24 protein-coding genes, 6 tRNA genes and 1 pseudogene are annotated in these 25,574 nt (G+C 52.4%); 15 read left to right on the top strand and 16 right to left on the bottom strand.

Features of this window, described 5'->3' with window-relative positions; genetic code table 11:
* Positions 1–97 precede the first annotated feature (97 nt).
* Positions 98–1,009, top strand: a complete 912-nt coding sequence (gene cysM / locus ACLJR2_RS11790; RefSeq protein WP_001093890.1) for a cysteine synthase CysM — start codon at positions 98–100, stop codon at positions 1,007–1,009.
* Positions 1,010–1,041: 32 nt separating this feature from the next.
* Here cysM and ACLJR2_RS11795 read toward each other — a convergent pair whose 3' ends face one another.
* From ACLJR2_RS11795 to ptsJ, 3 genes are read right to left on the bottom strand one after another with little or no spacing between them, the layout of a single operon-like run.
* Positions 1,042–1,419: a YfeK family protein gene (locus tag ACLJR2_RS11795; RefSeq protein ID WP_000710731.1), complete on the bottom strand. Its 378-nt coding sequence runs from the start codon at positions 1,417–1,419 to the stop codon at positions 1,042–1,044.
* A gap of 58 nt (positions 1,420–1,477) precedes the next feature.
* Positions 1,478–2,197, bottom strand: a complete 720-nt coding sequence (locus ACLJR2_RS11800) for a GMP synthase (protein ID WP_001263746.1) — start codon at positions 2,195–2,197, stop codon at positions 1,478–1,480.
* Between the two features lie 14 nt (positions 2,198–2,211).
* Positions 2,212–3,504 carry a transcriptional regulator PtsJ gene (gene ptsJ / locus ACLJR2_RS11805; RefSeq protein WP_000565111.1) on the bottom strand — a complete coding sequence of 431 codons (1,293 nt, stop codon included), beginning with the start codon at positions 3,502–3,504 and terminating at the stop codon, positions 2,212–2,214.
* Positions 3,505–3,586: 82 nt separating this feature from the next.
* Between ptsJ and pdxK the strand changes: the two genes are divergently transcribed.
* Together pdxK and ACLJR2_RS11815 are read left to right on the top strand one after the other, a co-directional pair.
* Positions 3,587–4,453 (top strand): pyridoxine/pyridoxal/pyridoxamine kinase, encoded by an 867-nt coding sequence (pdxK, locus tag ACLJR2_RS11810; RefSeq protein ID WP_000529618.1) that lies wholly within the window; start codon positions 3,587–3,589, stop codon positions 4,451–4,453.
* Positions 4,450–4,689 (top strand): hypothetical protein, encoded by a 240-nt coding sequence (locus ACLJR2_RS11815; RefSeq protein ID WP_000844543.1) that lies wholly within the window; start codon positions 4,450–4,452, stop codon positions 4,687–4,689. Before pdxK ends, ACLJR2_RS11815 begins: the two co-directional genes overlap by 4 nt.
* Positions 4,690–4,838: 149 nt before the next feature.
* Here ACLJR2_RS11815 and crr read toward each other — a convergent pair whose 3' ends face one another.
* The 5 genes from crr to cysZ all read right to left on the bottom strand — a co-directional run bounded on the left by crr (position 4,839) and on the right by cysZ (position 9,702).
* Positions 4,839–5,348 (bottom strand): PTS glucose transporter subunit IIA, encoded by a 510-nt coding sequence (gene crr, locus ACLJR2_RS11820; protein ID WP_000522253.1) that lies wholly within the window; start codon positions 5,346–5,348, stop codon positions 4,839–4,841.
* A 40-nt stretch (positions 5,349–5,388) separates the two neighbouring features.
* Positions 5,389–7,116 carry a phosphoenolpyruvate-protein phosphotransferase PtsI gene (gene ptsI / locus ACLJR2_RS11825; RefSeq protein ID WP_000623122.1) on the bottom strand — a complete coding sequence of 576 codons (1,728 nt, stop codon included), beginning with the start codon at positions 7,114–7,116 and terminating at the stop codon, positions 5,389–5,391.
* 48 nt (positions 7,117–7,164) lie between these two features.
* Positions 7,165–7,422, bottom strand: a complete 258-nt coding sequence (ptsH, locus tag ACLJR2_RS11830) for a phosphocarrier protein Hpr (RefSeq protein WP_000487600.1) — start codon at positions 7,420–7,422, stop codon at positions 7,165–7,167.
* Between the two features lie 383 nt (positions 7,423–7,805).
* Complete coding sequence (gene cysK, locus ACLJR2_RS11835; RefSeq protein ID WP_000036904.1) at positions 7,806–8,777, bottom strand: cysteine synthase A; 972 nt, start codon at positions 8,775–8,777, stop codon at positions 7,806–7,808.
* A gap of 163 nt (positions 8,778–8,940) precedes the next feature.
* Entirely contained in the window at positions 8,941–9,702 is a 762-nt protein-coding gene (gene cysZ, locus ACLJR2_RS11840) for a sulfate transporter CysZ (protein ID WP_000255008.1), read from the bottom strand.
* A gap of 231 nt (positions 9,703–9,933) precedes the next feature.
* Between cysZ and zipA the strand changes: the two genes are divergently transcribed.
* The 3 genes from zipA (at position 9,934) to ACLJR2_RS11855 (ending at position 13,227) form a co-directional block, all read left to right on the top strand.
* Positions 9,934–10,920, top strand: a complete 987-nt coding sequence (gene zipA, locus ACLJR2_RS11845; protein ID WP_000983131.1) for a cell division protein ZipA — start codon at positions 9,934–9,936, stop codon at positions 10,918–10,920.
* Positions 10,921–10,991: 71 nt separating this feature from the next.
* Positions 10,992–13,007 carry an NAD-dependent DNA ligase LigA gene (ligA, locus tag ACLJR2_RS11850; protein WP_000433267.1) on the top strand — a complete coding sequence of 672 codons (2,016 nt, stop codon included), beginning with the start codon at positions 10,992–10,994 and terminating at the stop codon, positions 13,005–13,007.
* Between the two features lies 1 nt (position 13,008).
* Positions 13,009–13,227 carry a DUF3820 family protein gene (locus ACLJR2_RS11855; RefSeq protein WP_001519708.1) on the top strand — a complete coding sequence of 73 codons (219 nt, stop codon included), beginning with the start codon at positions 13,009–13,011 and terminating at the stop codon, positions 13,225–13,227.
* Here the strand turns inward: ACLJR2_RS11855 and ACLJR2_RS11860 are convergent.
* Positions 13,224–14,222: a bile acid:sodium symporter family protein gene (locus ACLJR2_RS11860; protein ID WP_000765569.1), complete on the bottom strand. Its 999-nt coding sequence runs from the start codon at positions 14,220–14,222 to the stop codon at positions 13,224–13,226. The two genes, ACLJR2_RS11855 and ACLJR2_RS11860, sit on opposite strands and share 4 nt — an antisense overlap.
* 89 nt (positions 14,223–14,311) lie before the next feature.
* Here ACLJR2_RS11860 and ACLJR2_RS11865 point away from each other — a divergent pair, with 89 nt between their 5' ends.
* Complete coding sequence (locus ACLJR2_RS11865) at positions 14,312–15,238, top strand: LysR family transcriptional regulator (RefSeq protein ID WP_001109831.1); 927 nt, start codon at positions 14,312–14,314, stop codon at positions 15,236–15,238.
* Between the two features lie 61 nt (positions 15,239–15,299).
* Here the strand turns inward: ACLJR2_RS11865 and ACLJR2_RS11870 are convergent, their stop codons facing one another.
* A complete protein-coding gene (locus tag ACLJR2_RS11870) occupies positions 15,300–16,061 on the bottom strand; it encodes an outer membrane protein (protein WP_000722926.1) in 762 nt (253 codons plus the stop codon).
* 255 nt (positions 16,062–16,316) lie between these two features.
* Here ACLJR2_RS11870 and xapA point away from each other — a divergent pair, with 255 nt between their 5' ends.
* The 4 genes and pseudogenes from xapA to ACLJR2_RS11890 all read left to right on the top strand — a co-directional run bounded on the left by xapA (position 16,317) and on the right by ACLJR2_RS11890 (position 19,613).
* Positions 16,317–17,150, top strand: coding sequence for a xanthosine phosphorylase (xapA, locus tag ACLJR2_RS11875; protein WP_001533702.1), 834 nt, complete (start codon positions 16,317–16,319; stop codon positions 17,148–17,150).
* A 54-nt stretch (positions 17,151–17,204) separates the two neighbouring features.
* A complete protein-coding gene (locus ACLJR2_RS11880) occupies positions 17,205–18,461 on the top strand; it encodes a nucleoside permease (protein ID WP_000513236.1) in 1,257 nt (418 codons plus the stop codon).
* Between the two features lie 58 nt (positions 18,462–18,519).
* Positions 18,520–18,678 carry a XapX domain-containing protein gene (locus ACLJR2_RS11885; protein ID WP_000658727.1) on the top strand — a complete coding sequence of 53 codons (159 nt, stop codon included), beginning with the start codon at positions 18,520–18,522 and terminating at the stop codon, positions 18,676–18,678.
* A 51-nt stretch (positions 18,679–18,729) separates the two neighbouring features.
* Positions 18,730–19,613, top strand: a pseudogene (locus ACLJR2_RS11890) (LysR family transcriptional regulator).
* A gap of 243 nt (positions 19,614–19,856) precedes the next feature.
* Here the strand turns inward: ACLJR2_RS11890 and ACLJR2_RS11895 are convergent.
* From ACLJR2_RS11895 to ACLJR2_RS11910, 4 genes are all read right to left on the bottom strand, one after another.
* Positions 19,857–19,932: transfer RNA gene (locus tag ACLJR2_RS11895), tRNA-Lys, on the bottom strand.
* A 4-nt stretch (positions 19,933–19,936) separates the two neighbouring features.
* Positions 19,937–20,012: transfer RNA gene (locus tag ACLJR2_RS11900), tRNA-Val, on the bottom strand.
* Positions 20,013–20,053: 41 nt separating this feature from the next.
* Positions 20,054–20,129 (bottom strand) — tRNA-Val (locus ACLJR2_RS11905).
* Between the two features lie 45 nt (positions 20,130–20,174).
* Positions 20,175–20,250: transfer RNA gene (locus ACLJR2_RS11910), tRNA-Val, on the bottom strand.
* Positions 20,251–20,508: 258 nt separating this feature from the next.
* Between ACLJR2_RS11910 and gltX the strand changes: the two genes are divergently transcribed.
* Entirely contained in the window at positions 20,509–21,924 is a 1,416-nt protein-coding gene (gene gltX / locus ACLJR2_RS11915; protein WP_000695623.1) for a glutamate--tRNA ligase, read from the top strand.
* Positions 21,925–21,977: 53 nt separating this feature from the next.
* Here the strand turns inward: gltX and ACLJR2_RS11920 are convergent, their stop codons facing one another.
* Entirely contained in the window at positions 21,978–22,370 is a 393-nt protein-coding gene (locus tag ACLJR2_RS11920; RefSeq protein WP_000826514.1) for a MerR family transcriptional regulator, read from the bottom strand.
* A 1-nt stretch (position 22,371) separates the two neighbouring features.
* Positions 22,372–22,734, bottom strand: a complete 363-nt coding sequence (locus ACLJR2_RS11925) for a MerR family transcriptional regulator (RefSeq protein ID WP_000472034.1) — start codon at positions 22,732–22,734, stop codon at positions 22,372–22,374.
* Positions 22,735–22,955: 221 nt separating this feature from the next.
* On the opposite strand from ACLJR2_RS11925, the gene ACLJR2_RS11930 reads away from it, so the two are divergent.
* The 3 genes from ACLJR2_RS11930 to ACLJR2_RS11940 all read left to right on the top strand — a co-directional run bounded on the left by ACLJR2_RS11930 (position 22,956) and on the right by ACLJR2_RS11940 (position 25,529).
* Positions 22,956–23,031, top strand: a tRNA-Ala gene (locus tag ACLJR2_RS11930).
* Between the two features lie 42 nt (positions 23,032–23,073).
* Positions 23,074–23,149, top strand: a tRNA-Ala gene (locus tag ACLJR2_RS11935).
* Between the two features lie 190 nt (positions 23,150–23,339).
* Positions 23,340–25,529, top strand: a complete 2,190-nt coding sequence (locus ACLJR2_RS11940; protein ID WP_001112941.1) for a sensor domain-containing phosphodiesterase — start codon at positions 23,340–23,342, stop codon at positions 25,527–25,529.
* The last annotated feature ends 45 nt before the right edge of the window (positions 25,530–25,574 follow it).

Genomic DNA, 25,574 nt, shown 5'->3' on the forward strand with positions numbered 1-25,574 from the left:
CCCGGTGGCGCTTCGCTTACCGGGCCTACAGCGTATATCGTGATTTTGTAGGCCGGGTAAGCACAGCGCCACCCGGCATTTTTATTGAGCTGAAAACGTGAATACATTAGAACAAACCATCGGCAATACGCCGCTGGTCAAATTACAACGGCTGGGGCCGGATAACGGCAGTGAAATCTGGGTCAAGCTGGAAGGCAATAATCCGGCAGGATCGGTGAAAGATCGCGCGGCGCTATCGATGATTGTCGAGGCGGAAAAGCGCGGGGAAATTAAACCGGGCGATGTCCTGATTGAAGCGACCAGCGGCAACACTGGCATTGCGCTGGCGATGATCGCCGCGTTGAAAGGTTATCGCATGAAGCTGTTGATGCCGGACAACATGAGCCAGGAGCGTCGGGCGGCAATGCGGGCCTATGGCGCGGAACTGATTCTGGTCACTAAAGAGCAGGGAATGGAAGGGGCGCGCGATTTAGCGCTCGCTATGTCTGAACGAGGCGAGGGCAAACTGCTCGATCAGTTTAATAATCCTGATAATCCCTACGCCCACTACACGACCACCGGCCCGGAAATCTGGCGGCAAACGTCAGGTCGCATCACCCATTTTGTCTCCAGCATGGGCACGACCGGCACCATTACCGGCGTGTCGCGTTTTCTGCGCGAGCAGAAAAAGCCGGTGACGATTGTCGGTTTGCAGCCGGAAGAGGGCAGCAGTATTCCGGGCATTCGCCGCTGGCCTGCCGAGTATATGCCAGGGATTTTCAACGCCAGCCTGGTGGACCAGGTGCTGGATATTCACCAGAATGATGCCGAAAACACCATGCGTGAACTGGCCGTTCGTGAAGGCATTTTCTGCGGCGTGAGTTCCGGCGGCGCGGTAGCGGGCGCGTTACGCGTCGCACGAGCCACGCCCGGCGCGATAGTGGTGGCGATCATCTGCGATCGCGGCGATCGTTACTTGTCTACCGGCGTGTTTGGTGAAGAGCATTTCAGCCAGGGGGCAGGGATTTAAACGAGGTGCCATCGTCGTATGACACCCGTGTGTTATAGCGTTTTATCCGTTTCCGCAATAAGCGCATGTAAATAAGGCTGCGCGTTTTCATCGCTTTTACCGGGAATTTTAACGATATAGGGTTTTCCGGTGATGGACGACGACGACGCGACTTTATCGATAAACTGTTCGGCGGTGTCGATACGATTGCGTGTGTTACCCAGTTTTAAGCGCAGGTGCGATACGGCTTCCTCGCAGTTATGCGCATCACCGTTACGAACGAATGTCAGATCCTTTTTCTGCGCCAGCGCATTCAGCATGGCGTTAATGCGCGCTTCTTCATGGGCGTTTAGCTTCGCCCAGGCGGGTAGGGTCAGCAGGAGCGCAACGACGGCGCAGACAATTTTCTTCATGGTAAAATCCTTTTTCATGCGATAATCACTGCACCTCAGACCGTTAGCCGGGTAATAAGTTGCACTCCTGGTGTGGTTATTTCTGTGAGTGCGCCAGCGTGAGTTCATCCAGAAAACGCCACAGCTTTTCATTCATTTGCTGGTAATCCCATGCGCGCATCTCGGCAACCGAGCGGATAAAACGCTTCCCTTGCGCGTCAGCCAGCTCCTGCTGCGAATGTTGGATTAATCCTTCAACCGCCTCGACGGTAAATTCCATATGACACTGGAAGCCGTAGACAAAATTGCCGTACTGCACTATCTGACGTGGACAGCCTTCGCTTTCGGCCAGCACGGTCGCCTGATCGGTGAGTCCTGGCATATCGTTGTGCCAGTGGCCGACGGTTAACGGGGGGCCAAAGTGGGCGATAAGCGGATGCCGCAGACCGGCTTCAGTGAGCGTAATAGGGTAGTGACCAATCTCTTTTTCCGGACTTTGGCACACAGCGGCGCCCAGCGCCTCGCCAATGAGCTGTGAACCAAGACAAATGCCGATAACCATTCGCCGGGCCGAAATCGCCTGATTAATTAAGTGCTGTTCGGCGCGAGAGTCAAAGTACGGGCACTCTTCGCGGGTGGTGCGCGGCGACTGCGGACCGCCAAATACCACGAGCATATCGAACTCATCGGCATTGGGCGGTAGCGCTTCTCCGGCATAGACGCGCGACCATGAAATGGTATAACCGCGATCTTCAGCCCATTTCAGATAAGCGCCAGCGGATTCAAACGACTCATGGACAACAAAATGAACTCGCACGTTATTTTCTCCTGTTAGCGATTTAGCGCCTGATGGATATCAGCCGCCAGCGTGTTGATCTCGCTGTCATTTAATGTCGACAGCGTGATACGTAGACCGTGAGACGGCGCGCTTACGCCAAAGGCTTCTCCCTCACGTACCAGCCAGCCGGATTTTGCCAGCGTAAACGCGGTAGCCTGGCTATGGGTGTCCAGCGGGAGCCAGGCATTCACGCCGTCGCCGGGAGAAATGGCGATGCCATATTGCTGTAGGGCGCGGGCCAGTTTTTGTTGCCGGGTGGTGTAAAACAGCCGCGTTTGCGCCAGCCTGTGCTGATACTCAGGGTCGGTCAGGCAGGCGTAGACCAGATCCTGTAACAGATGGCTGACCCACTGACTACCGGCATTTAGCCGTAGCCGAAGTTTTGCCGAGGTCGCGCTGTCGCTGGCGACAATAGCAAGACGTAAATCAGGGCCGAGGGCTTTGGAAACGGAGCGTATCACCGCCCAGTGTTGCGTTGTCTGCGCAATAACCGACTGCCAGGGCGACGAAGAAAGTAGAGCGAAGTGATCGTCGATAATGACCAGTACCTGAGGGTAACGCGCCAGTATATTTTGCAGCGCAGCGGCACGGCGAGCGCTCAGGCTACAGCCGGTAGGGTTGTGTGCGCGCGGCGTTAAGATCACTGCCCGCGCGCCCTGGTTTAGCGCCTGTTCCAGCTTTTCAGGCTGCATTCCTTCGCTATCCACACTGACCGGGCTGGCGCTAAAACCGGCATAGCGCAGCATATTGATACTGCTTAAAAAACAGGGATCTTCCACCGCGACGCTGTCGCCCGGCAGCAGATGCGCGCAAAGCAGTCTTTCGATAGCGTCGATAGCTCCGCTGGTGATATCAATTTCGCCTGCGACGGGGGTGGCATCCCGTAGCCAGCGCGCCGCCCAGGCGTGTAGTTCAGGGGAAACGGGCGCATCGCCGTAGAGATGCGGCGTGCGGCTGAGACGAGCAAAATAACGGCTAAGGTCAGGCAGACGCTGCGGATCGGGATTGCCGCCGGAAAGGTCGTGCAGAGGCGTATGCGGATCGCCGCCTTCCAGCGCTACGGGAGACGGACTGCCTTTAATCACCGTCCCATTGCGGCCTAAACTTTGCGCCAGTCCCGCCGTTATCAGCCGTTTATACGCCGCTGCGACGGTATTGCGGTTCACCTTTAATTCGCTTGCCAGCTCCCGTACCGGCGGGAGCGAATCCTCCGCCCGTAACGTGCCGGCGATAATGTGTTGACGGATACTGTCAAAAATTTCGTTAGCGGTTTTTCCGTCGATCATTATTGACCTATGACAAAATGAATTTTAGCATATGACAATGATAATGAGGCGGTAGCCTGCTGTCCAGCGAGAGGAAAATTTTATGGGACAAGAGAGTGATATTCAGTCAGTGCTCTTCGACGACAACCATCGGGCGTTACAGACCGATATCGTCGCCGTCCAGTCACAGGTCGTGTACGGCAGCGTAGGCAACAGTATCGCTGTTCCGGCCATTAAAGCGCAGGGACTACGCGTGACGGCGGTCCCGACGGTGCTATTCAGCAATACGCCGCACTATAAAACCTTTTATGGCGGCATTATTCCCGCCGAGTGGTTTGCAGGCTACCTTACGGCGTTGAATGAGCGCGATGCGCTACGTGAATTAAAAGCGATTACCACCGGTTACATGGGCAGCGCAGACCAAATTGTCTTGCTTTCGAAGTGGCTAATGGCGATCCGGGCTTCGCATCCGGAGGTGTGTATTCTTGTCGATCCGGTCATTGGCGATACCGACAGTGGAATGTATGTGCAGGCGGAAATTCCGCAGGCTTATCGCACACATTTGTTGCCGCAGGCGCAGGGGCTAACGCCGAACGTATTTGAGCTGGAGATGCTGAGTGGTAAACCGTGTCGCACGCTGGAAGAGGCGGTGGCGGCGGCGCAATCGCTGCTTTCCGATACGCTGAAATGGGTGGTTATCACCAGCGCGCCGGGCGAATCTCTGGAGACCATAACGGTTGCGGTCGTTACTGCGCAGGTCGTGGAGGTCTTTGTCCATCCGCGGGTGGCGACGGAATTAAAAGGGACGGGAGATCTCTTCTGCGCCGAGCTGGTCAGCGGTATTGTGCAGGGAAAAAAACTGACGACCGCGGCAAAAGATGCGGCGCAGCGCGTGCTGGAGGTGATGACCTGGACACAGCAGTGTGGCTGTGATGAGTTAATTCTGCCGCCGGCAGGGGAGGCGCGATGAAGAGTTATCGGCTGGTGGTTCGCCAGCAGGGACGTATCGTGGGGCATTTTGAAACGAGCGGGCTGGACGCGCTGGAAGATATTTGCGTAGCGCGGGCGATGTTTGGCATCACTGGCGGCTATCAGTGCGAGTTGCAAGTGTCCGATTCCGAACGCAGGATGCTGGAGAGTGGCCCGAATGGGATGAAGATCCTGATGCGCGAGAAGTGCTTTCGCCCGGTGACCTCGCAGTTGTAACCCGTGGATTGGCGCTGAAATGTTCGCAACCTTGTAGGCCTGATAAGCGTAGCGCCATCAGGCAGTGCGCCGCACCATCGCCGGATGGCGGCGCAAGTACAGGCAAAAAAAATGGCGCCCAAAGGCGCCATTCTTCACTGCGGCAAGAATTACTTCTTAATGCGGATAACCGGAGTTTCACCCACGGTCACGCTACCGGACAGTTTGATCAGTTCTTTGATTTCATCCATGTTGGAGATAACAACCGGAGTCAGGGTAGACTTGGCTTTTTCTTCCAGCAACGGCAGATCGAACTCGATGACCGGATCGCCAACTTTCACGCGCTGACCTTCTTCAGCAATACGCTTGAAGCCTTCGCCTTTCAGCTCAACGGTGTCGATACCGAAGTGAACGAACAGCTCAATGCCGCTATCGGATTCGATAGAGAACGCATGGTTGGTTTCAAAGATTTTGCCGATGGTACCGTCAACAGGGGCGACCATTTTGTTACCGGTTGGTTTGATAGCGATGCCATCACCAACGATTTTTTCAGCAAAAACTACATCCGGCACGTCTTCGATGTTGACGATCTCGCCAGAGAGCGGGGCAACAATCTCAATAGTTCCGGTGTCTTTCTTATCATCAGAAACCAGAGATTTTAGTTTATCGAACAAACCCATGATCTTCTCCTAAGCAGTAAATTGGGCCGCATCTCGTGGATTAGCAGATTGTTTTTTCTTCAATGAACTTGTTAACCAGCGTCATTAACTCGTCCGTTGTCGGTTGAGCAAGAGCCTGCTCTGCTAACACCTTCGCATCTTCGAAGTTCGTGTTACGGATAATCTTCTTAATGCGCGGGATAGAAATGGCGCTCATAGAGAATTCGTCCAGACCCATCCCCAGCAACAGAAGTGTAGCACGTTCGTCGCCTGCAAGCTCACCACACATGCCAGTCCATTTACCTTCTGCATGAGAAGCATCAATAACTTGCTTGATCAAGTTCAGTACGGACGGTGACATTGGCTGGTAAAGGTGTGAAATCATATCATTACCACGGTCAACTGCCAGGGTGTACTGCGTTAAATCATTGGTGCCGATACTAAAGAAATCAACTTCTTTGGCTAAATGACGCGCAATTGTCGCCGCAGCCGGTGTTTCCACCATCACGCCAATCTCAATGCTTTCGTCAAATGCTTTACCTTCGTCACGCAGTTCCTGTTTGTAGATTTCAATCTCTTTGCGCAGCGCGCGAACTTCTTCAACAGAGATGATCATCGGGAACATAATGCGCAATTTACCGAAAGCGGAGGCACGCAGAATCGCGCGAACCTGGTCACGCAGGATCTCTTTGCGATCCATGGCGATACGCACGGCGCGCCAGCCCAGGAACGGGTTCTCTTCTTTCGGGAAGTTCATGTACGGCAGCTCTTTGTCGCCGCCAATGTCCATGGTACGGACGATAACCGCCTGCGAGCCGCACGCTTCAGCGACCGCTTTATAGGCGGCAAACTGCTCTTCTTCCGTTGGCAGCGCGTCGCGATCCATGAACAGGAATTCAGTACGATACAGACCAACGCCTTCCGCGCCGTTACGCTCAGCGCCTTCAACGTCGCGAACGGTACCGATGTTGGCGCAAACTTCGACCTGATGTCCATCCAGCGTGATTGCCGGCAGATCTTTCAGTTTTGCGAGTTCCGCTTTCTCGGTCGCAACCTGCTCCTGGACGGCGCGCAGTTGCTCAATAACATCGTTGGTCGGGTTGACGTAAACCTGGTTGTTTACGGCATCCAGAATCAGATAGTCGCCGTTTTTCACCTGAGAGGTGACGCTACCGGTACCTACGATCGCTGGCAGTTCCAGAGAACGCGCCATGATGGAGGTATGAGACGTACGTCCGCCCGCGTCGGTGATGAAGCCCAGCACTTTCTGCAGGTTCAGCTGTGCGGTTTCTGACGGCGTCAGGTCAGCGGCAACCAGGATAACTTCTTCCTGAATCGCGCTCAGATCGATAATGGCCAGACCCAGGATGTTGCGCAGCAGGCGCTTACCGATATCACGTACGTCAGCCGCACGCTCTTTCAGGTATTCGTCATCCAGTTCTTCCAGGGCAGTAGCCTGACCTTCGATAACTTCATGTGCGGCTGCGTCAGCCGTCATGTGCTTATCTTTAATCAGGGCTATGATTTCCTGCTCCAGCTCCTCATCTTCGAGCAGCATAATATGCCCTTCAAAGATGGCTTCTTTTTCTTCACCGAACGTTTTACCAGCTTTTGTCTTGATCGCTTCCAGTTGCGCAGATGCCTTGGCACGACCGCTCAGAAAACGTTCAACTTCCTGATCAACCTTGTCGGCAGAAATTTTTTTCCGGTCAATGACGATTTCGTCTTCTTTCAGCAGCAGTGCTTTGCCGAAAGCGATACCCGGGGATGCTAAAATGCCTGAAATCATAACCCTACCTTACTTGTGACTGATTTTTAAAAGAACCCGGAAAAAAACTTACTCGAGTTCCGCCATCAGTTTGACCAGATGTTCAACCGCTTTCTGCTCATCTTCACCTTCTGCGGAGATGGTGACGACGGTGCCTTGAGTCAGGCCCAGAGTCTGCAGTTTAAACAGGCTTTTCGCGCTGGCGCTTTTGCCGTTGGAAGTCACAGTAATCTCAGAAGTGAAGCCTTTTGCTTCTTTAACAAACTGAGCAGCAGGGCGGGTGTGCAGACCGTTCGGAGCGGTAATGGTAACTTCTTGCTGGAACATTGTATTTCCCCAACTTATAGGTTTAGTGTTGTGGAACTAAAGTCTAGCCTGGCGGCTCAACTTTAGCCTGTATTGTTAGCGCCGGCGTAAACGGGACGCGACACAAAAGGTGTTCTACGCAATCCGTTGCTGGCAACTTATGGCCGCTGACGTTTCGCTCGTCATTAAACATTATGCCGCGAAAGGAAGATTTGAACCAAATCATAAAATCGATTCAGCTAACGCTTTTCCTGTAACGATTAATTTCGCGCATCAAAATAATTAGTCTGGTTAAATACCAGTTCCGGCAGGGTGAATCAATGCCAGGTGAGGTGAAAGTTTGAAGCAGGCCACAAAAAAGCACCCAAAAAGGTGCTTTTTTACGCGTTTTTAACATGTTGGCATCACTGTTGCAGTTCTTTCTCAGTAAAGAGATCGGCGAACAACGCGGTGCTCAGATAACGCTCACCTGATGAGGGTAGGATAACCACAATATTCTTATTGGTAAAGCTTTCATCTTCCTGCAGCTTAAGCGCTGCAGCAACCGCGGCGCCGGAAGAAATTCCCGCCAGAATACCTTCCTCTTCCATCAGACGGCGCGCGGTAGAAATGGCTTCTTCATTGGTGATGCCAACCACTTTATCAATCAGTTTCAGATCCAGGTTGCCCGGGATGAAGCCTGCGCCGATGCCCTGAATTTTATGTGGGCCCGGTTTGATTTCTTCACCAGCCAGCGCCTGGGCGATAACCGGGGAGTCAGTGGGTTCTACCGCAACGGTGATAAGATCGGTTTTACCCTTCGTCCCTTTGATATAACGCGTGACGCCGGTTAACGTACCGCCAGTACCGACGCCGGAGATAAACACATCCACCTGACCATCGGTGTCTTCCCAGATTTCCGGGCCGGTGGTTTTTTCATGGATTTCCGGGTTGGCAGGGTTGCTGAACTGCTGGAGCAGGAGATATTTTTGCGGATCGCTGGCGACAATTTCTTCGGCTTTCTGAATAGCGCCTTTCATCCCTTTCGCCCCTTCGGTCAGCACCAGATTCGCGCCTAATGCTTTGAGTAGCTTGCGGCGTTCAATGCTCATGGTCTCCGGCATGGTCAGGGTGAGTTTGTAACCGCGCGCGGCGGCGACATACGCCAGCGCAATACCGGTGTTGCCGCTGGTCGGCTCCACCAGTTCCACGCCAGGTTTCAGTACGCCACGCTTTTCGGCATCCCAAATCATATTGGCGCCGATACGGCACTTGACGCTGAAGCTCGGGTTGCGCGACTCCACCTTCGCCAGAATGCGTCCATTACCGATACGGTTCAGTCGAACCAGCGGCGTATGACCGATAGTCAGCGAGTTATCTTCATAAATCTTACTCATGGCCTGTCCTTAACTGTATGAAATTGGGATACCTTCCCAGCATACCTTCCAGCCAGATATGGGGAAGTAAGGATTTCGCATATCTATATGCTGATGGGGAATAATGGTTATCAGTATGGAATAAGAGACAGCATAAGCCATCTCTTATTTATACATTTTTACGTTATTTCCATAACGCGTGCTTAGCACGCCAGCAATCAACCCACATTGCCGTCGCGCCACAGACGGCGACAGGCATAATGAACAGGTTAAGCACCGGAATCATCGTAAAGAGGCTGGTGAGCGCGCCAAATTGCATATTCGCCACCTTCTGCGTGCGCAACGCGGCGCGCATCGTTTTAAACGGCACTTTGTGGTTATCAAACGGGTAGTCGCAATACTGGATCGCCAGCATCCAGGCGCTGAACAAAAACCACAGCACCGGCGCGATGGTTTGGCCAATGCCAGGAATAAAATAGAGAACCAGCAGCACGATAGCGCGCGGCAGATACCACGCCAGCTTTTGCCATTCACGTTTCATAATGCGCGGTACATCTTTCATGATGCCGAGTATGCCGGTATCTGGCGGCGTTGCGCCGGTTAACCGCGCCTCAAGCTGTTCGGCTAAAAGGCCGTTAAACGGCGCGGCGATCCAGTTGGCGAGGGTAGAGAAAAAATAGCCAAAGACCAGCAGAACAGAGATAACCGCAATCGGCCACAGCAGATAGCTCAGCCATTGCAGCCAGTCCGGCACATGACTCATCAACGAAGGTATCCAGGCGTCAAGCTGGGTAAACAGCCACCAAAATGCGCCGCCCATCAGCACAATGTTGACCAGCAAAGGTAAAATAACAAAGCGGCGGATTCCCGGTAGGGTGACTAACTTCCATCCTTGCGAGAAATAATAGACGCCGCTACGTGGTACGGTTGTGGATGATGAAACCATATTCAGGACATACTCCTTTTTCTTAAAGCCCTGGGTAAACGTGGGATATCTTACCCGGTTATCAGACGGTGGATAGTTCGGAAATGTTCGAAAAAACAGCAAAAAGCACATTTTCCTTCATCTTTATGCTGCGAAAGCCAACAGTACACTTGCACTTGACGTAATCGGCAAATACTCTTAGTGAGTAAATGTTTGCCGTGGTGGCAAGGTGTTAGAACAACAGAGAATATAATGATGCAGGATTTGCGTCTGATATTAATCATTGTTGGCGCGATCGCCATAATCGCTTTACTGGTACATGGTTTCTGGACCAGCCGTAAAGAACGATCTTCTATGTTCCGCGATCGTCCACTAAAACGCATGAAATCGAAACGTGACGACGACTCGTATGACGACGATGTCGAAGAAGACGAAGGCGTGGGTGAAGTTCGTGTTCACCGCGTAAATCATGCCCCCGGCCAGTCGCAGGAGCATGATGCCCCTCGTCAGTCGCCGCAACACCAGTACCAGCCGCCTTATGCGTCTGCGCAACCGCGTCCAGCGGCGCCGCCGCAGCCGCAAGCGCCGATGCAACAGCCGGTTCAGCAACCGGTCCAACCTGCGCCGCAGCCTCAGCAGGTTCAGCCATCTGCGCCGCCGGTACAGCCGCCGCAACAGCAGTCTGCACCGCCGTCGCAAGCGCCGCAGCCTGTTGCGCAGCCCGCGCCGCCGCCATCAGCGCAAACCTTCCAGCCTGCGGAACCTGTGGTTGAGGCGGAACCGGTAGTGGAAGAAGCGCCGGTTGTGGAAAAACCGCAGCGTAAAGAGGCGGTCATCATTATGAACGTCGCGGCCCATCATGGCAGCGAGCTTAATGGTGAAGTGTTACTGAACAGTATTCAGCAGTCAGGCTTTAAATTTGGCGATATGAATATTTTCCATCGTCATTTGAGCCCGGACGGCAGCGGCCCGGCCTTGTTCAGTCTCGCGAATATGGTCAATCCGGGAACGTTCGATCCTGAAATGACGGACTTCACTACGCCTGGCGTCACTATCTTTATGCAGGTACCGTCTTACGGCGATGCGCTGCAGAATTTCAAGCTGATGCTGCAATCCGCGCAGCATATCGCTGATGAGGTCGGCGGCGTCGTGCTGGATGACCAGCGTCGGATGATGACGCCGCAGAAACTGCGCGAATATCAGGACCGCATCCGCGAGGTGATGGACGCTAACGCCTGAGGTTAACGCAGGTGTGACATTTTTAACGTAACCCCCGCCTGTCGGGGGTTTTTTATCATTGATGGTGTGATATGGAACCAATCGAACAACAACTGACAGAACTGCGAACCACGCTTCGCCATCATGAATATCTGTATCATGTGATGGATGCGCCGGAGATTCCCGACGCCGAATATGACCGCCTGATGCGGGAACTGCGAGAGCTGGAGGCGCAACGTCCGGACCTTATCACGCCGGATTCGCCCACGCAGCGTGTTGGCGCGGCGCCGCTGACGGCATTCAACCAGATTCGCCATGAAGTACCGATGCTGTCGCTCGATAACGTATTTGATGAAGAAAGCTTCCTGGCGTTTAACAAGCGAGTGCAGGATCGTCTAAAAAGCACGGAAAATGTCATCTGGTGCTGCGAACTAAAACTGGATGGCCTGGCGGTCAGCATTCTGTATGAAAACGGCGTGCTGGTGAGCGCTGCGACGCGTGGCGACGGCACCACCGGTGAAGATATTACTTCAAACGTGCGCACGATTCGCGCCATTCCGTTAAAGCTGCACGGCGATAACATTCCGGCGCGTCTTGAAGTTCGCGGAGAGGTATTTTTACCGCAGGCCGGGTTTGAAAAGATCAATGAAGACGCGCGCCGCACTGGCGGCAAAGTGTTTGCTAACCCGCGTAACGCGGCGGCGGGCTCGCTGCGTCAGCTCGATCCGCGTATTACGGCGAAGCGACCGCTAACATTTTTCTGCTACGGCGTCGGTATTCTGGAAGGCGGCGAGTTGCCGGATACGCATCTGGGACGTTTGCTGCAATTTAAAGCGTGGGGGTTACCGGTCAGCGATCGCGTGACGCTGTGCGATTCTCCCCAGGCGGTACTGGATTTTTATCACAACGTCGAAAAAGATCGCCCCACGCTCGGTTTTGATATCGACGGCGTGGTGATTAAGGTCAACTCGCTGGCTTTGCAGGAACAATTGGGCTTTGTGGCCCGCGCGCCGCGCTGGGCGGTGGCGTTTAAATTTCCTGCTCAGGAGCAGATGACTTTTGTGCGCGATGTTGAGTTTCAGGTCGGGCGCACCGGGGCGATTACGCCGGTGGCGCGTCTGGAACCGGTTCAGGTGGCTGGTGTGCTGGTCAGCAATGCCACGTTGCATAATGCCGATGAAATTGAGCGGCTTGGCTTGCGCATTGGCGATAAGGTGGTTATCCGTCGGGCAGGCGATGTGATCCCTCAGGTGGTCAACGTGGTTCTGTCCGAACGCCCCGAAGAGACGCGTCCGATTGTGTTTCCAACGCACTGTCCGGTGTGCGGATCGGACGTAGAGCGCGTTGAAGGCGAAGCCGTTACCCGTTGTACCGGCGGGCTGATTTGCGGCGCGCAGCGTAAAGAGTCGCTGAAACATTTTGTGTCGCGCCGGGCGATGGATGTAGACGGGATGGGCGATAAGATCATCGACCAACTGGTGGAAAGGGAGTATGTCCATACGCCAGCGGATCTGTTCCGTCTGACGGCGGGTAAACTGACCGGCCTGGACCGAATGGGGCCAAAGTCCGCGCAAAATGTTGTTAACGCGCTGGAAAAAGCCAAAGCGACGACCTTTGCGCGTTTTCTCTATGCGCTGGGCATCCGTGAAGTGGGTGAAGCGACGGCGGCGGGGCTGGCGGCTTATTTCGGCACGCTGGAGGCGCTGCAGGCCGCCACCATTGACGAGTTGCAGAAAGTACCTGACGTGGGGATTGTGGTCGCTACGCACGTCTTTAACTTTTTTGCCGAAGAGAGTAATCGTGACGTGATTGGGCAGCTACTGGCGGAAGGGGTGCACTGGCCCGCGCCGGTAGTCATTAATGTGCAAGAGATTGATAGCCCGTTTGCCGGTAAAACCGTGGTACTAACCGGTAGCCTGAACCAGATGTCTCGCGATGACGCTAAAGAGCGTTTAGTGGCGCTGGGCGCGAAAGTGGCAGGCAGCGTATCGAAGAAAACCGATCTGGTGATTGCCGGTGAAGCGGCGGGTTCCAAACTTGCCAAAGCGCAGGAACTGGGCATCAATGTCATTGATGAAGCGGAAATGATCCGCTTACTGGATGCCTGAGATGGAAAAAGAGCAGCTGGTTGAAATCGCCAACACCGTGATGCCGTTCGGCAAATATCAGGGACGTCGATTGATCGACCTTCCGGAAGAGTATTTGCTGTGGTTTGCCCGTAAAGATCAGTTTCCGGCGGGTAAACTGGGGGAGTTGATGCAAATCACGCTGCTGATTAAAACCGAGGGGCTGACGCAACTGGTGCAGCCCCTGAAACGCCCGCTTTAAGCTTTCGCGGCGCGGCTTTCCTGCTGCGCCTGTAACTTCTCGGTCTGGCGTTTGTAGCGCCGCGCCAGCCCTGCGCAGACCATCAGTTGGATCTGGTGGAAGATCATCAGCGGTAATACCATCATACCCAGCACTGACGTCGGAAACAGAATATTGGCCATCGGGATCCCGTTGGCCAGGCTTTTTTTCGAACCGCAGAAAACAATAGTGATTTCGTCGGCTTTATTGAAGCCGCATTTACGGGCGACAAAGACGTTAATGGCGATGACGATCGCCAACAGTATGAGGCTGACCACGACGATAAACAGCAGCGATCCCCAGCCGACTTTGTGCCAGATGCCGTTGACCACCGCTTCGCTGAACGCCGAGTAGACCACCAGCAAAATAGAGGTCTGATCTGTTTTCGCGATCCACTTTTTGTTGCGCGCGACCCAGTTGCCGATCCACGGGCGAGACAGGTGTCCCAGCACAAAAGGCAGCAGCAGTTGCAGCATAATTTTGCCCACCTCTTCCAGACTGCCCTGCGCGCCATGAATATTCATTACCAGACCGACCAGCAGCGGCGACAGGAAAATGCCCAGCAGACTGGACGCAGACGCTGAGCACACCGCGGCCGCGACGTTACCACCCGCGAGTGAAGTAAACGCAATCGCAGACTGCACGGTGGCGGGCAAAATGCACAGATACAGAAAGCCGCTGTAGAGCATAGGGTCGACATTGACAGGCGCCCACCAGGCAAACAGTACGCCGAGGACAGGAAAGAGCACAAAAGTGCTGCACATGACCCACAGATGCAACCGCCAGTGGCTGCCGCCAGCGATGATCGCTTCACGTGAAAGCTTCGCGCCATGCATAAAAAACAGCAGAGCGATGGCCGCTGTCGTAATGCCTTCAACGACAGGCACAAAGCCGCCTTCCGCCGGGAAAAAAGAGGCCAGTAGTACCACGGTGATAAGTGTCAGCGTGAAAGGGTCAAGGATACGAAAAAGTTTCATAAAAACTCCTGAAAGTCGGTGCAGCTATTTTGCGTTTTTCGCTTTGAGAAATAAAATTGATTTATTGCATCTATATATGAATCTAGTCGATGAACTATTCACTGCGTCAACTGCGTATTTTTATTACCGTCGCCCAGGCCAAAAGTTTCAGTCGGGCAGGGGACAGGATTGGACTGAGCCAGTCTGCGGTCAGTCATAGCGTAAAAGAGCTGGAGCGGCAAACCGGCGTCAGACTGTTGGATCGCACTACGCGTGAGGTGGTGCTGACCGAGGCGGGGCAACAACTGGCGACGCGTCTGGAGCGGGTGCTTGATGAACTGAACAGCATACTGCGCGATGCAGGCAGAGTAGGGACACAATTAACCGGCACCGTGCGCGTTGCCGCGAGCCAAACCATTTCTGCGCATCTTATTCCGCAATGCATTGCCCAAAGTAATTCACTTTATCCCGCTATTGATTTTGTATTGCACGATCGTCCGCAGCAGTGGGTGCTGGAGAGCATCCGCCAGGGTGAAGTGGATTTTGGCATCGTTATCGATCCCGGCGCAGCGGTGGATTTACAGTGTGAAGCCATCTTATCAGAGCCTTTTTTACTGTTGTGTCGCCAGGATCATCCGCTGGCGCATCAGGAATGGGTGAGCTGGCAGGATCTTAAACAGGCCTCGCTGGTCTTACAGGATTATGCTTCCGGCAGTCGACCGCTGATTGATGCGGCGCTGGCCCATTTTGCTATTGAGGCGGATATCGTGCAGGAGATTGGTCACCCGGCCACGCTTTTTCCAATGGTGGAAGCGGGAATCGGCATCAGCGTGCTGCCCGCGCTGGCGTTACCGCTCCCGCAGGGCAGCCACTTACAGGTTAAACGGCTGACGCCCGTAGTTGAAAGGCAGCTCATGCTGGCGCGGCGAAAAAACCGATCGCTCTCCACGGCGGCGCAGGCGTTGTGGGACGTGGTGCGTACTCAGGCCAGCGAATTAACCGCCGCGAGGGCGAAAGATCCGCTGTATCAGCTATAAATATCTATCTGTCCGTGTGTGAGGTGCGGTCTTGCCCTGCCATTTTTGACAGGGCTGTGTGTTAAAACAGGTATTTGATGGAATAAATAATGCCATCCTGCAGGAAGGATTCTCCTAACTTATTATCAGCGTAACGATATTGTACTCCTGCGGTCAGGTGAGGAGTCGCATTCCACCACAGCGCTACTGCGCCATTAATGCCATCTTTCCCGCCATTGCCCGCAGCGTAGGACGCATCGCGGTCAAACTCATACTCATTCCAGTTCGTTACGCTGAATTTCTCACTACCCAACGAGAAGCTATAGCCGGCCACCCAACCTAATACATAACCATTATCGCCTGTGTAGTAGGTCTGATCGGTATAACGTTTGGCAAAGAAGGGTTTAAACCAGTAACCGTTACCTGTGAAGTTATAGCCTAAACCATAGAGAAACATGTCATCATGGAAATTAGCGCGATGAGGTGAACCGTACGTCCCGTAGGCATGGAGATAGAGGTTTAATCCTGTATCGCCCAGATAAATACGGTTGGTATTTTTAAAGGTGTAACGCTGTTCGCTGCCTGGTTTAGCGTGGCGGCCATTGTAAAAATTTTCCCAGTCGAAGAACCCGTACATTTCTCCCCAGCTAAAATTCGCTCCGCCTTCCAGTTCCAGGTACCCAAAATCATCTTTATGGGATTTTTTACTGGTTTTTTCCGTGGTGTCTGATGTCCAGTCGAGGTAATGGAGGCCGATATCGGCGAACCCGCCTTTAAATTCCGCATGGGTGAGTGCGGGAATAATGAGTAAAGAAGAAAGCGTCAGAGTAAGAATTTTTTTCATAGCATATTTCCCTATGCCGATAATTATTAATGGGTTAATTAAAAAGAGGCAATTTATAAATATGAAAGCGGCATATTGTTAATATGAAGTGCAAGCAAAAACCAATATTGTTTTCCCTCTGTATTAATACAGAAGCGATCTAAATCTATCGATATTAAATGGCTATTGATGACACGTGAAAAGTGTATTGGTCAGCAAGGGGCGATGGTCGTTATAAAAAGGAGTCAAATTAAATCCGATAGAACAAGGAAACTTATGCCTCACGCTCTTTTTTCTCATAATCCTGAGTATTGTATTGATATTATTCATGCACATAAACCGGCATTTACCCCGCGAGTCGCGTTTATTTTAGGCTCCGGGTTGGGTGCTCTGGCGGATCAAATCGAAGATGCGGTAGCCATTTCTTACGAGAAATTGCCGGGATTTCCCGTCAGCACCGTACACGGCCATGCTGGTGAACTGGTGCTCGGCCATCTGGCGGGGGTTCCGGTGGCCTGTATGAAAGGCCGAGGACATTTTTATGAAGGGCGTGGAATGGCGGTGATGACCGATGCCATTCGCACGTTGAAATTACTGGGCTGTGAAGTGTTGTTCTGCACCAATGCGGCAGGATCTCTGCGTCCGGAAGTGGGGTCGGGTAGCCTGGTTGCGCTTAGCGATCACATTAATACGATGCCCGGTACGCCGATGGTGGGGCCAAACGATGATCGTTATGGCGATCGCTTCTTCTCGCTGGCTAATGCTTATGACGCGGATTATCGCGCCATGCTTCAGTCCGTTGCGGCAGAGGAGGGATTCCCCCTCACTGAAGGCGTATTTGTTTCTTATCCGGGTCCGAACTTCGAAACGGCGGCAGAAATCCGCATGATGCAGATTATTGGCGGCGATGTGGTCGGAATGTCCGTTGTCCCTGAGGTGATTAGCGCACGTCATTGTGGTCTCAAAGTTGTTGCCGTCTCAGCGATCACCAATCTGGCGGAAGGGCTGGGCGATGTAAAACTCTCCCATGCGCAAACGCTGGCGGCGGCTGAACTTTCCCGGCAGAACTTTATCAATCTGATTTGCGGCTTTTTACATAAGCTGGCCTAAACACAATGACTACGGCCCCGTATTGGGGCTTTATCTCACGGCAAGGAATAAAAAATGGGTATTACGTCCCGCTTAAAAGTCATGTCGTTCTTGCAATATTTTATCTGGGGGAGCTGGCTGGTTACCCTGGGCTCTTACATGATCAACACTCTGGATTTTACCGGCGCGAATGTCGGTATGGTCTACAGCTCAAAAGGGTTGGCAGCGATTATCATGCCGGGCATTATGGGGATCATTGCTGATAAATGGCTGCGCGCTGAGCGAGCCTACATGCTTTGCCATCTGGTTTGCGCGGGGGCGTTATTGTACGCCACCACCGTTACCGATCCCCAGATGATGTTCTGGGTGATGTTGGTTAATGCGATGGCGTATATGCCAACGATTGCATTATCCAATAGCGTTTCGTACTCCTGTCTGGCGAAAGCAGGTCAGGATCCGGTAACGTCATTTCCGCCTGTGCGCGTTTTCGGCACAATAGGTTTTATTGTTGCGATGTGGACGGTGAGCCTGATGGGGCTGGAACTGAGCAGTGCGCAATTATACATCGCTTCTGGCGCATCGCTATTGCTGGCCCTGTATGCGCTGACGTTACCGAAAATTCCGGTAGCCGAGAAGAAGGCGAACACCACGCTTGCCAGTAAGCTCGGACTGGATGCTTTTGTTCTGTTTAAAAATCCACGCATGGCAATCTTCTTTTTGTTTGCGATGATGTTGGGGGCGGTGCTGCAAATTACCAATGTCTTCGGTAATCCATTCCTGCATGATTTTGCCCGTAATCCTGAGTTTGCCGATAGTTTTGTGGTGAAGTATCCCTCTATCTTGCTTTCAGTTTCGCAGATGGCGGAAGTGGGCTTTATCCTCACCATTCCGTTCTTCCTTAAACGCTTTGGTATTAAAACGGTAATGCTGATGAGTATGCTGGCGTGGACGCTGCGTTTCGGCTTCTTTGCCTTTGGCGATCCATCCCCGTTTGGCTTTGTGCTACTGCTGCTGTCGATGATTGTTTATGGCTGCGCATTTGATTTCTTCAACATCTCAGGGTCAGTATTTGTAGAGCAGGAGGTGGACTCAAGTATTCGCGCCAGCGCGCAGGGGTTGTTTATGACCATGGTTAACGGCGTGGGGGCGTGGATTGGGTCTCTTTTAAGCGGTATGGCCGTGGATTATTTTTCTATTGATGGCGTAAAAGATTGGCAAACCATCTGGCTGGTCTTTGCCGCCTACGCTCTGGCATTGGCCGTTATTTTTGCATTGTTCTTTAAATATCAGCACCATCCAGAAAAACTGTCGACCAAATCATTAGCACATTAATTTTATTTGACTGGCGAGAGGATGTTCGCCAGTCCATTTTTATGAACAAGGACACAGCATGAAAGAAATTATTCTCTCCTCCGGTATTGGATTTGGTATTGGCGCATTTTTTACTTTATGCCGTATACCTATTCCCGCACCAAATGTTTTACCCGGGGTATTATCTATTGTATTTATGTATATTGGGTATCTTGTCGTTAAATCTATTTTTTACTAGGTAATATGGTAAATTCCAGACGTTATCCCTTATTCCTGGAGTGCGATAGTGATGGAACGAGCCCATCGTATTGATCTAAAGCTATTACGTTATTTCCTCGCTGTTGCAGAAGAATTGCATTTTGGCCGGGCTGCTGCCCGGTTAAATATGTCACAACCTCCCTTGAGTATCCATATCAAAGAACTTGAACAGCAACTGGGTACATTGCTGTTTATTCGTCATTCCCGCAGCGTTGCATAACCCATGCCGGGAAAGTTTTAATGGAGGAGTCACGTCGCTTGTTAGCCAATGCAAATCAGGCGCTGGCGCGAGTGGAGCAGATTGGTCGCGGTGAAGCGGGGCGCATTGAACTGGGTGTGGTTGGTACGGCGCTGTGGGGAAGAATGCGTCCTGCGATGCGTCACTTTTTGAAAGCAAATCCCAATGTTGAAGTACTTTTTCGCGAAAAGTCTCCAGGTATGCAAATGGCGTTGTTAGAGCGTCGGGAACTTGATGCAGGGATCTGGCGTATGGCTATCGAACCAGCAGTCGGTTTTACCAGCATACGTTTGCATGAATCTGCATTCATGGTTGCAGTTCCGGAAGATCACGATCTGGCATCCAGAGATTCTGTGCCGTTGGCGGCGTTGCGCAATGAATATTTTGTTACGTTGCCTTCCGTACATTCTGATTGGGGATTTTTACAACGTGTATGCCAACAGGCGGGTTTCTCGCCAATGATTATTCGGGAAGTGGTTGAGCCGCAAACGGTGTTGGCGATGATCAGTATGGGGATCGGGATTACGTTGATGGCTGATGGCTATGCGCAAATGAGCTGGCCGGGTGTGGTGTTCCGTCCGTTAGAGGAACGTATTCCGGCGGATTTGTATATTGTGTATGACCAGCAGCAGGCAACGCCAGCACTGGAGAAACTGGTGGCGGCGTTGACGGTATGATGTCTGTGCCGGATGGCGACTAACGTCTTATCCGGCCTACGTGTGCGGTGTCGTCTGTGCCGGATGGCGATTAACGTCTTATCCGGCCTACGCGTGCGGTGTCGTCTGCGCCGGATGGCGACTAACGTCTTATCCGGCCTACGTGTGCGGTGTCGTCTGTAGGCCTGATAAGCGCAGCGCATCAGGCAAGACCCGAACATATCGCAGATAGCAAAAAAGCGCCTTTAGGGCGCTTTTTTACATTGGTGGGTCGTGCAGGATTCGAACCTGCGACCAATTGATTAAAAGTCAACTGCTCTACCAACTGAGCTAACGACCCGAAGTGGTGGGTGATGACGGGATCGAACCGCCGACCCCCTCCTTGTAAGGGAGGTGCTCTCCCAGCTGAGCTAATCACCCACTTCGGTACTTCACAATAAGAAATTTAGCTGGCGAGAAAGTGGTGGGTGATGACGGGATCGAACCGCCGACCCCCTCCTTGTAAGGGAGGTGCTCTCCCAGCTGAGCTAATCACCCACTTCTCAATTTCTTATCTACACGGCGGAGACTACATAAAGTAGTTGGTGGGTGATGACGGGATCGAACCGCCGACCCCCTCCTTGTAAGGGAGGTGCTCTCCCAGCTGAGCTAATCACCCCCGCTGTGTGGAGTCGCATTATAGGGAGAGTTGAAAATGAGTCAACGCATTTTCTAAAGTTTTTGTTTGTTCGTCGTAAAATTAAACAAAACGATCGTGAATTACCCCGCACTGCATGATTTCTATACGGAAATAGCAAAGCGCAGCGTTCTGACCGGATCAACATTGAGGAATCAAGCCACAGTGATAGAATACAAGGCTATTCATCTTTCCAGGATTTGCCGGTTGTCGGCATCTTTATAAACGTAAGGCCATTTCATGAAAATCAAAACTCGCTTCGCGCCTAGCCCGACAGGTTATCTGCACGTCGGCGGCGCGCGTACTGCTCTTTATTCCTGGCTTTTCGCACGTCACCACGGCGGTGAATTCGTGCTGCGTATTGAAGACACCGATCTTGAGCGTTCCACGCCGGAAGCCATTGAAGCCATCATGGATGGTATGAACTGGCTGAACCTGGAATGGGACGAAGGCCCATATTTCCAGACCAAACGTTTTGATCGCTATAACGCGGTGATTGACGAGATGCTGGAGGCGGGAACGGCCTATAAATGCTACTGCTCTAAAGAGCGTCTGGAGCAACTGCGTGAAGATCAGATGGCGAAAGGCGAGAAGCCGCGTTATGACGGGCGTTGCCGTCACAGCCACGAACATCATGCCGACGATGAGCCATGCGTGGTGCGCTTTGCCAACCCGCAGGACGGTTCCGTTATTTTTGATGATCAGATCCGTGGCCCGATCGAATTCAGCAATCAGGAACTGGACGATCTGATCATTCGTCGTACCGACGGTTCCCCAACCTACAACTTCTGTGTGGTGGTGGACGACTGGGATATGGAAATTACCCATGTGATTCGTGGCGAAGACCATATCAACAATACTCCGCGCCAGATTAACATTCTGAAAGCGTTAAACGCGCCGGTGCCGATGTACGCACATGTGTCGATGATTAACGGCGACGACGGTAAAAAGCTGTCTAAACGTCACGGTGCGGTGAGCGTGATGCAGTATCGCGATGACGGTTATCTGCCGGAAGCGTTGCTGAACTATCTGGTGCGTCTGGGCTGGTCCAGCGGCGATCAGGAAATCTTCACCCGCGAAGAGATGATCAAGCTGTTCTCCCTCGGTGCGGTGAGCAAGTCTGCGAGCGCGTTCAACACCGATAAACTGCTGTGGCTGAACCACCACTATATCAATACGCTGGCGCCGGAATATGTGGCGACGCATTTGCAGTGGCATATCGAGCAGGAAAATATCGACACCCGTAACGGCCCGCAGCTTGCTGAGCTGGTGAAGTTGCTGGGCGAACGCTGCAAAACTCTGAAAGAGATGGCGCAGAGCTGCCGCTACTTCTATGAAGACTTCAGCGAGTTTGACGCCGATGCGGCGAAAAAACACCTCCGCCCGGTGGCGCGTCAGCCGCTGGAAGTGGTGCGCGACAAGCTGTCGGCGATTACGGACTGGTCAGCAGAAAACGTCCACCACGCGATTCAGGCCACGGCGGATGAGCTGGAAGTGGGGATGGGTAAAGTAGGGATGCCGCTGCGTGTGGCTGTGACCGGTGCCGGGCAGTCGCCTGCGCTGGATGTCACCGTACATGCGATTGGTAAAACCCGCAGCATTGAGCGTATCAACAAAGCGCTGGGCTTTATCGCCGAGCGTGAAAGTCAGCAGTAACGCCAGCTGAAACAGAATAAACGGCAGGGCAGACGCCTGCCGTTTATTATTTGTTAGTCCGCCTCATTGATACCTAAACGCGTCAGAAATCCGCGAATACCTTCCCGTGATAAAAACAGCGCCAGTTTTTCCTGTTCCTGAGCAGACATATTTTCAACGGCATCAATAATTTGTCGATAAGCGTGACTGTGCGCCGCGTTCGCATATTCTGCGAAAGCCTCTTCCGCCTGATAAAACGCAGGCAGTTTGCGAAAAGCCGGAATATTGAGAATAAACTCCCGCACGCTGGCATCAATATGGATGAGTCTTGCGCGTCCGCCTTTGACGCCGGGAAATTTTTCGGTTTTCCAGTGTTGTTCTCTGATCCAGCGATTGACGGTTTGTCTGGCCACGCCGAGGCATTCAGCCAGCTCTTCAGTGGTCATTTTACTGCGTAATCTTTTCATATTATTTGCTATCGCGTATCCCTAAGCGTTGTAACAAACCGGTAATCCCTTCACGCACGAGGAGAGAGGTAAACTGTTTCTGCTCGGATGAGGTCATCTCTTTGGCGAGCGTCATGAGCAGCGCTTCAAGCGATGCGTTGCTGGCAGGCGTGAATGTGTCTGCGTGATGGTCAACTGAACGTTCAGCGCTGCGGATATATTCACGAACCTGTTCGTTTACATGAACCAGACGGGCTTTACCGCCCTGGACGCCAGGTTTGGGCGATGTTGCCCAGCCTTCTTTCCGTACCCATTTATTGATGGTTTGTCGGCTGTAACCGGTGAGATTAGCGAGTTCTTCTGGCGTCATCCGTTCCTTGAACATAACGATTCCCTGAATAGTCGTGGGGTTAATTAGTGGTTCATTTTATAGCACCATTTTAGTCGAAACCGTGACGTGTTTAACTACTGAATGCGAGTTGTGCCGCAATGTCCTTTATTTGAATGCTTTTTCAGCGATTGAATTCGGCAAGTTCATTTTGCCGTTGACACATGCCGAGGGAATTCATATGATGCCGCCCGTCAACTCGACAAGCTTTACGTAGTGGGGCTATAGCTCAGCTGGGAGAGCGCTTGCATGGCATGCAAGAGGTCAGCGGTTCGATCCCGCTTAGCTCCACCAAATTTACTCCCGATAAATTTGGCGTATACGTAAAAGCATTATGGGGCTATAGCTCAGCTGGGAGAGCGCTTGCATGGCATGCAAGAGGTCAGCGGTTCGATCCCGCTTAGCTCCACCAACATTCAAACCCTCGCTGAAAAGCGGGGGTTTTTGCTTTTTGTCACAAAATTCATGGCGTCTGAGCTGCTCTTCAGGTGCGTTTGTTTGCCGCTGCTTTTGCGGTCAATATGAGCTTTTGTTAGATTGCTTCATAATGCGAATATACTTATTATTCATGCGCCTTATATAATGATGTGAGCATTAAAGCAATGCCGGATAAGTGTAACGTATTAAAAAATATAAAAATATTCTTACTGGCCTTCTGCCTGACCGTTCCGGCTATTCTGCTATCTCGTCTCATTTCTCCCCGCGCCACAATTGATTCCAGCTATATCTTTCTGGCCTGGCTACCGCTCTGCGTCATGTTTTCCGTGCTGTTCTTATTTGGCCGCCGTGGCGTCGCGCCGATGGTAGGCGGAATGATGTTGACTAATGAATGGAATTTTCATTTACCTCTGCCACAGGCGATGGTGCTGCTATTTTGCCAGACGTTTCCCGTGTTGCTGGTTTGCGCTATCGTACGCTGGCAGCTGGGCGCGCGCTGGCGCTACGGAATACCCAACCAAGGCATCTGGCTACGCGTTTTCTGGTTAGGGTTAATGACGCCGTTTGGCATAAAAATCAGTATGCATCTGGCGGGGCACTACCTGGCTTTCCCGGTGACCATCTCTACCTTCTTTGGCACCGGCACCGCTATTTTCTCGATTGTTGATTTATTGAGTCTGATTTCTGCCGCGCTTATTTTTACCCTCTTTTTCTATTATCCGCTGCGGATGATAGTCAGCCCGCACTATATTCGTATTTTCTGGCGGAGGGATGTCGCTCCTTATCTCGCCAAAGAAAAACGCCTGTTTACGCTTCTCTGGTTTGCCACTCTGGCGACGCTATTAGCGGTGCTGTGTACGCCTTTCGAGACAAAGTATATTGCTGGCTATCTGGTGCCAGTCCTGTTCATTGGATTTACCATCGGCGTGGGGAAAATCAGCTATCCGCTGTTGAATTTTAGTTGGGCTCTCACTGCGCTATTCCTGCTTAGCTATAACCGCAATTTTCTGCAGGGCGTGGGCTCAGAATATTCGCTGGCATTTATCCTTTCAGTTCTCATTTCTTTTAGTATTTGTTTGTTGTACATGGCGCGGATTAATCAGCGTAGCGAATGGTTGAATCGACAGTGGCACTCGCAGGCATTGACCGATCCGTTGACGCAACTGCCTAACCTGCGTGCGCTGGAGCAGTTTCTTTTACAGGATGCCGGGCAAAGCGTGTGTTATTTACGCATGGAAAACCTGGAATTTCTGAGCCGTCATTACGGTATGCAGATGCGCGTGCATTGCGAACGCGAGGTGTTTCGCGTGTTGCAGCCGCTGCTGCTGGAAAAGGAGAAAATTTTCCATCTGCCGGGCAGTGAATTATTGCTGGTATTGACGGGACCGGAGACGGAAGCCCGCCTGCAATATATGCTCAATGTGCTTAATAACCGCAAAATTTACTGGAACAATACCGGTCTGGACATGGAATACGGCGCATCGTGGGGAACATTCGATGGTCGCCAGGAAACCTTGCAACCGCTGTTGGGGCAATTAAGCTGGCTGGCGGAGCAATCCTGCTCGCATCGTCGGGTGCTTGCACTGACCCAGAGTATTGAAGCCGCTTCCGGGCAGACGACGGAACGGGTGCTGCGGTTGCAGAAAATCCGTCAGGCGCTGGAGCGCGGCGCGCTAGTTTTGTATGCGCAACCCATTCGCGACGCGCAGGGAAAAGGGTATGACGAGATTCTGACGCGGCTTCGGTGCGACGACGGTATCATGATGCCCAATCAGTTCATTCCGCTTATCGCCCAGTTTAACCTGAGTGTACGGTTTGATATGCAGGTGATGGAAGCGCTCCTGCAATGGTTGTCCGCGCATCCTTCGGCGGAGCAGGGGGCGCGTTTCTCGGTTAATTTGATGCCGCTGACGCTGCTGCAAAAAGAGACGGCGTCGCGCATTATGCAGCTTTTTAAACGCTATGGCGTCCCGCCTGCTTCGGTCATCATCGAAATTACTGAAGAACAGGCCTTCTCTCATTCCGAAATCAGTATGCACAATATCAACCAGCTGCGTAAGTTTGGCCTAAAAATCGCCATTGATGATTTCGGCACCGGCTATGCAAACTATGAACGGCTAAAACGCCTCAAGGCGGACATCATTAAAATCGACGGTTGTTTCGTAAAAGATATTCTGACGGACTCCCTGGATGCGATGATCGTGAAATCCATCACTGATTTAGCGAAAGCGAAATCGTTGAGCGTCGTGGCTGAGTTTGTTGAAACGCCTGCGCAGCGCGATCTGCTATTGCAGCTTGGCGTACACAGTTTGCAGGGATATCTGATTGGCCGCCCGCGCCCGTTAGGTAAATAAGCGGCATAAAAAAACCGGGGATAGCTCCCCGGTTTCTACATTAAA

The sequence above is a fragment of the Salmonella sp. SAL03688 genome (assembly GCF_046551895.1).
In the GTDB taxonomy this organism is placed as follows: domain Bacteria; phylum Pseudomonadota; class Gammaproteobacteria; order Enterobacterales; family Enterobacteriaceae; genus Salmonella; species Salmonella enterica.

Excerpts from the sequence above, each read along its gene's own strand:
- ptsH (WP_000487600.1), bottom strand. The coding sequence starts at position 7,422 with ATGTTCCAGCAAGAAGTTACCATTACCGCTCCGAACGGTCTGCACACC.
- ACLJR2_RS11860 (WP_000765569.1), bottom strand. The coding sequence starts at position 14,222 with ATGAAACTTTTTCGTATCCTTGACCCTTTCACGCTGACACTTATCACC.
- ptsI (WP_000623122.1), bottom strand. The coding sequence starts at position 7,116 with ATGATTTCAGGCATTTTAGCATCCCCGGGTATCGCTTTCGGCAAAGCA.
- ACLJR2_RS11870 (WP_000722926.1), bottom strand. The coding sequence starts at position 16,061 with ATGAAAAAAATTCTTACTCTGACGCTTTCTTCTTTACTCATTATTCCC.
- ACLJR2_RS11925 (WP_000472034.1), bottom strand. The coding sequence starts at position 22,734 with ATGTTCAAGGAACGGATGACGCCAGAAGAACTCGCTAATCTCACCGGT.
- ligA (WP_000433267.1), top strand. The coding sequence starts at position 10,992 with ATGGAACCAATCGAACAACAACTGACAGAACTGCGAACCACGCTTCGC.
- zipA (WP_000983131.1), top strand. The coding sequence starts at position 9,934 with ATGATGCAGGATTTGCGTCTGATATTAATCATTGTTGGCGCGATCGCC.
- ACLJR2_RS11885 (WP_000658727.1), top strand. The coding sequence starts at position 18,520 with ATGAAAGAAATTATTCTCTCCTCCGGTATTGGATTTGGTATTGGCGCA.
- ACLJR2_RS11920 (WP_000826514.1), bottom strand. The coding sequence starts at position 22,370 with ATGAAAAGATTACGCAGTAAAATGACCACTGAAGAGCTGGCTGAATGC.
- ACLJR2_RS11815 (WP_000844543.1), top strand. The coding sequence starts at position 4,450 with ATGAAGAGTTATCGGCTGGTGGTTCGCCAGCAGGGACGTATCGTGGGG.
- ACLJR2_RS11865 (WP_001109831.1), top strand. The coding sequence starts at position 14,312 with ATGAACTATTCACTGCGTCAACTGCGTATTTTTATTACCGTCGCCCAG.
- cysZ (WP_000255008.1), bottom strand. The coding sequence starts at position 9,702 with ATGGTTTCATCATCCACAACCGTACCACGTAGCGGCGTCTATTATTTC.
- ptsJ (WP_000565111.1), bottom strand. The coding sequence starts at position 3,504 with ATGATCGACGGAAAAACCGCTAACGAAATTTTTGACAGTATCCGTCAA.
- crr (WP_000522253.1), bottom strand. The coding sequence starts at position 5,348 with ATGGGTTTGTTCGATAAACTAAAATCTCTGGTTTCTGATGATAAGAAA.
- xapA (WP_001533702.1), top strand. The coding sequence starts at position 16,317 with ATGCCTCACGCTCTTTTTTCTCATAATCCTGAGTATTGTATTGATATT.
- pdxK (WP_000529618.1), top strand. The coding sequence starts at position 3,587 with ATGGGACAAGAGAGTGATATTCAGTCAGTGCTCTTCGACGACAACCAT.
- cysK (WP_000036904.1), bottom strand. The coding sequence starts at position 8,777 with ATGAGTAAGATTTATGAAGATAACTCGCTGACTATCGGTCATACGCCG.
- ACLJR2_RS11880 (WP_000513236.1), top strand. The coding sequence starts at position 17,205 with ATGGGTATTACGTCCCGCTTAAAAGTCATGTCGTTCTTGCAATATTTT.
- gltX (WP_000695623.1), top strand. The coding sequence starts at position 20,509 with ATGAAAATCAAAACTCGCTTCGCGCCTAGCCCGACAGGTTATCTGCAC.
- ACLJR2_RS11855 (WP_001519708.1), top strand. The coding sequence starts at position 13,009 with ATGGAAAAAGAGCAGCTGGTTGAAATCGCCAACACCGTGATGCCGTTC.
- ACLJR2_RS11940 (WP_001112941.1), top strand. The coding sequence starts at position 23,340 with ATGCCGGATAAGTGTAACGTATTAAAAAATATAAAAATATTCTTACTG.
- ACLJR2_RS11795 (WP_000710731.1), bottom strand. The coding sequence starts at position 1,419 with ATGAAAAAGGATTTTACCATGAAGAAAATTGTCTGCGCCGTCGTTGCG.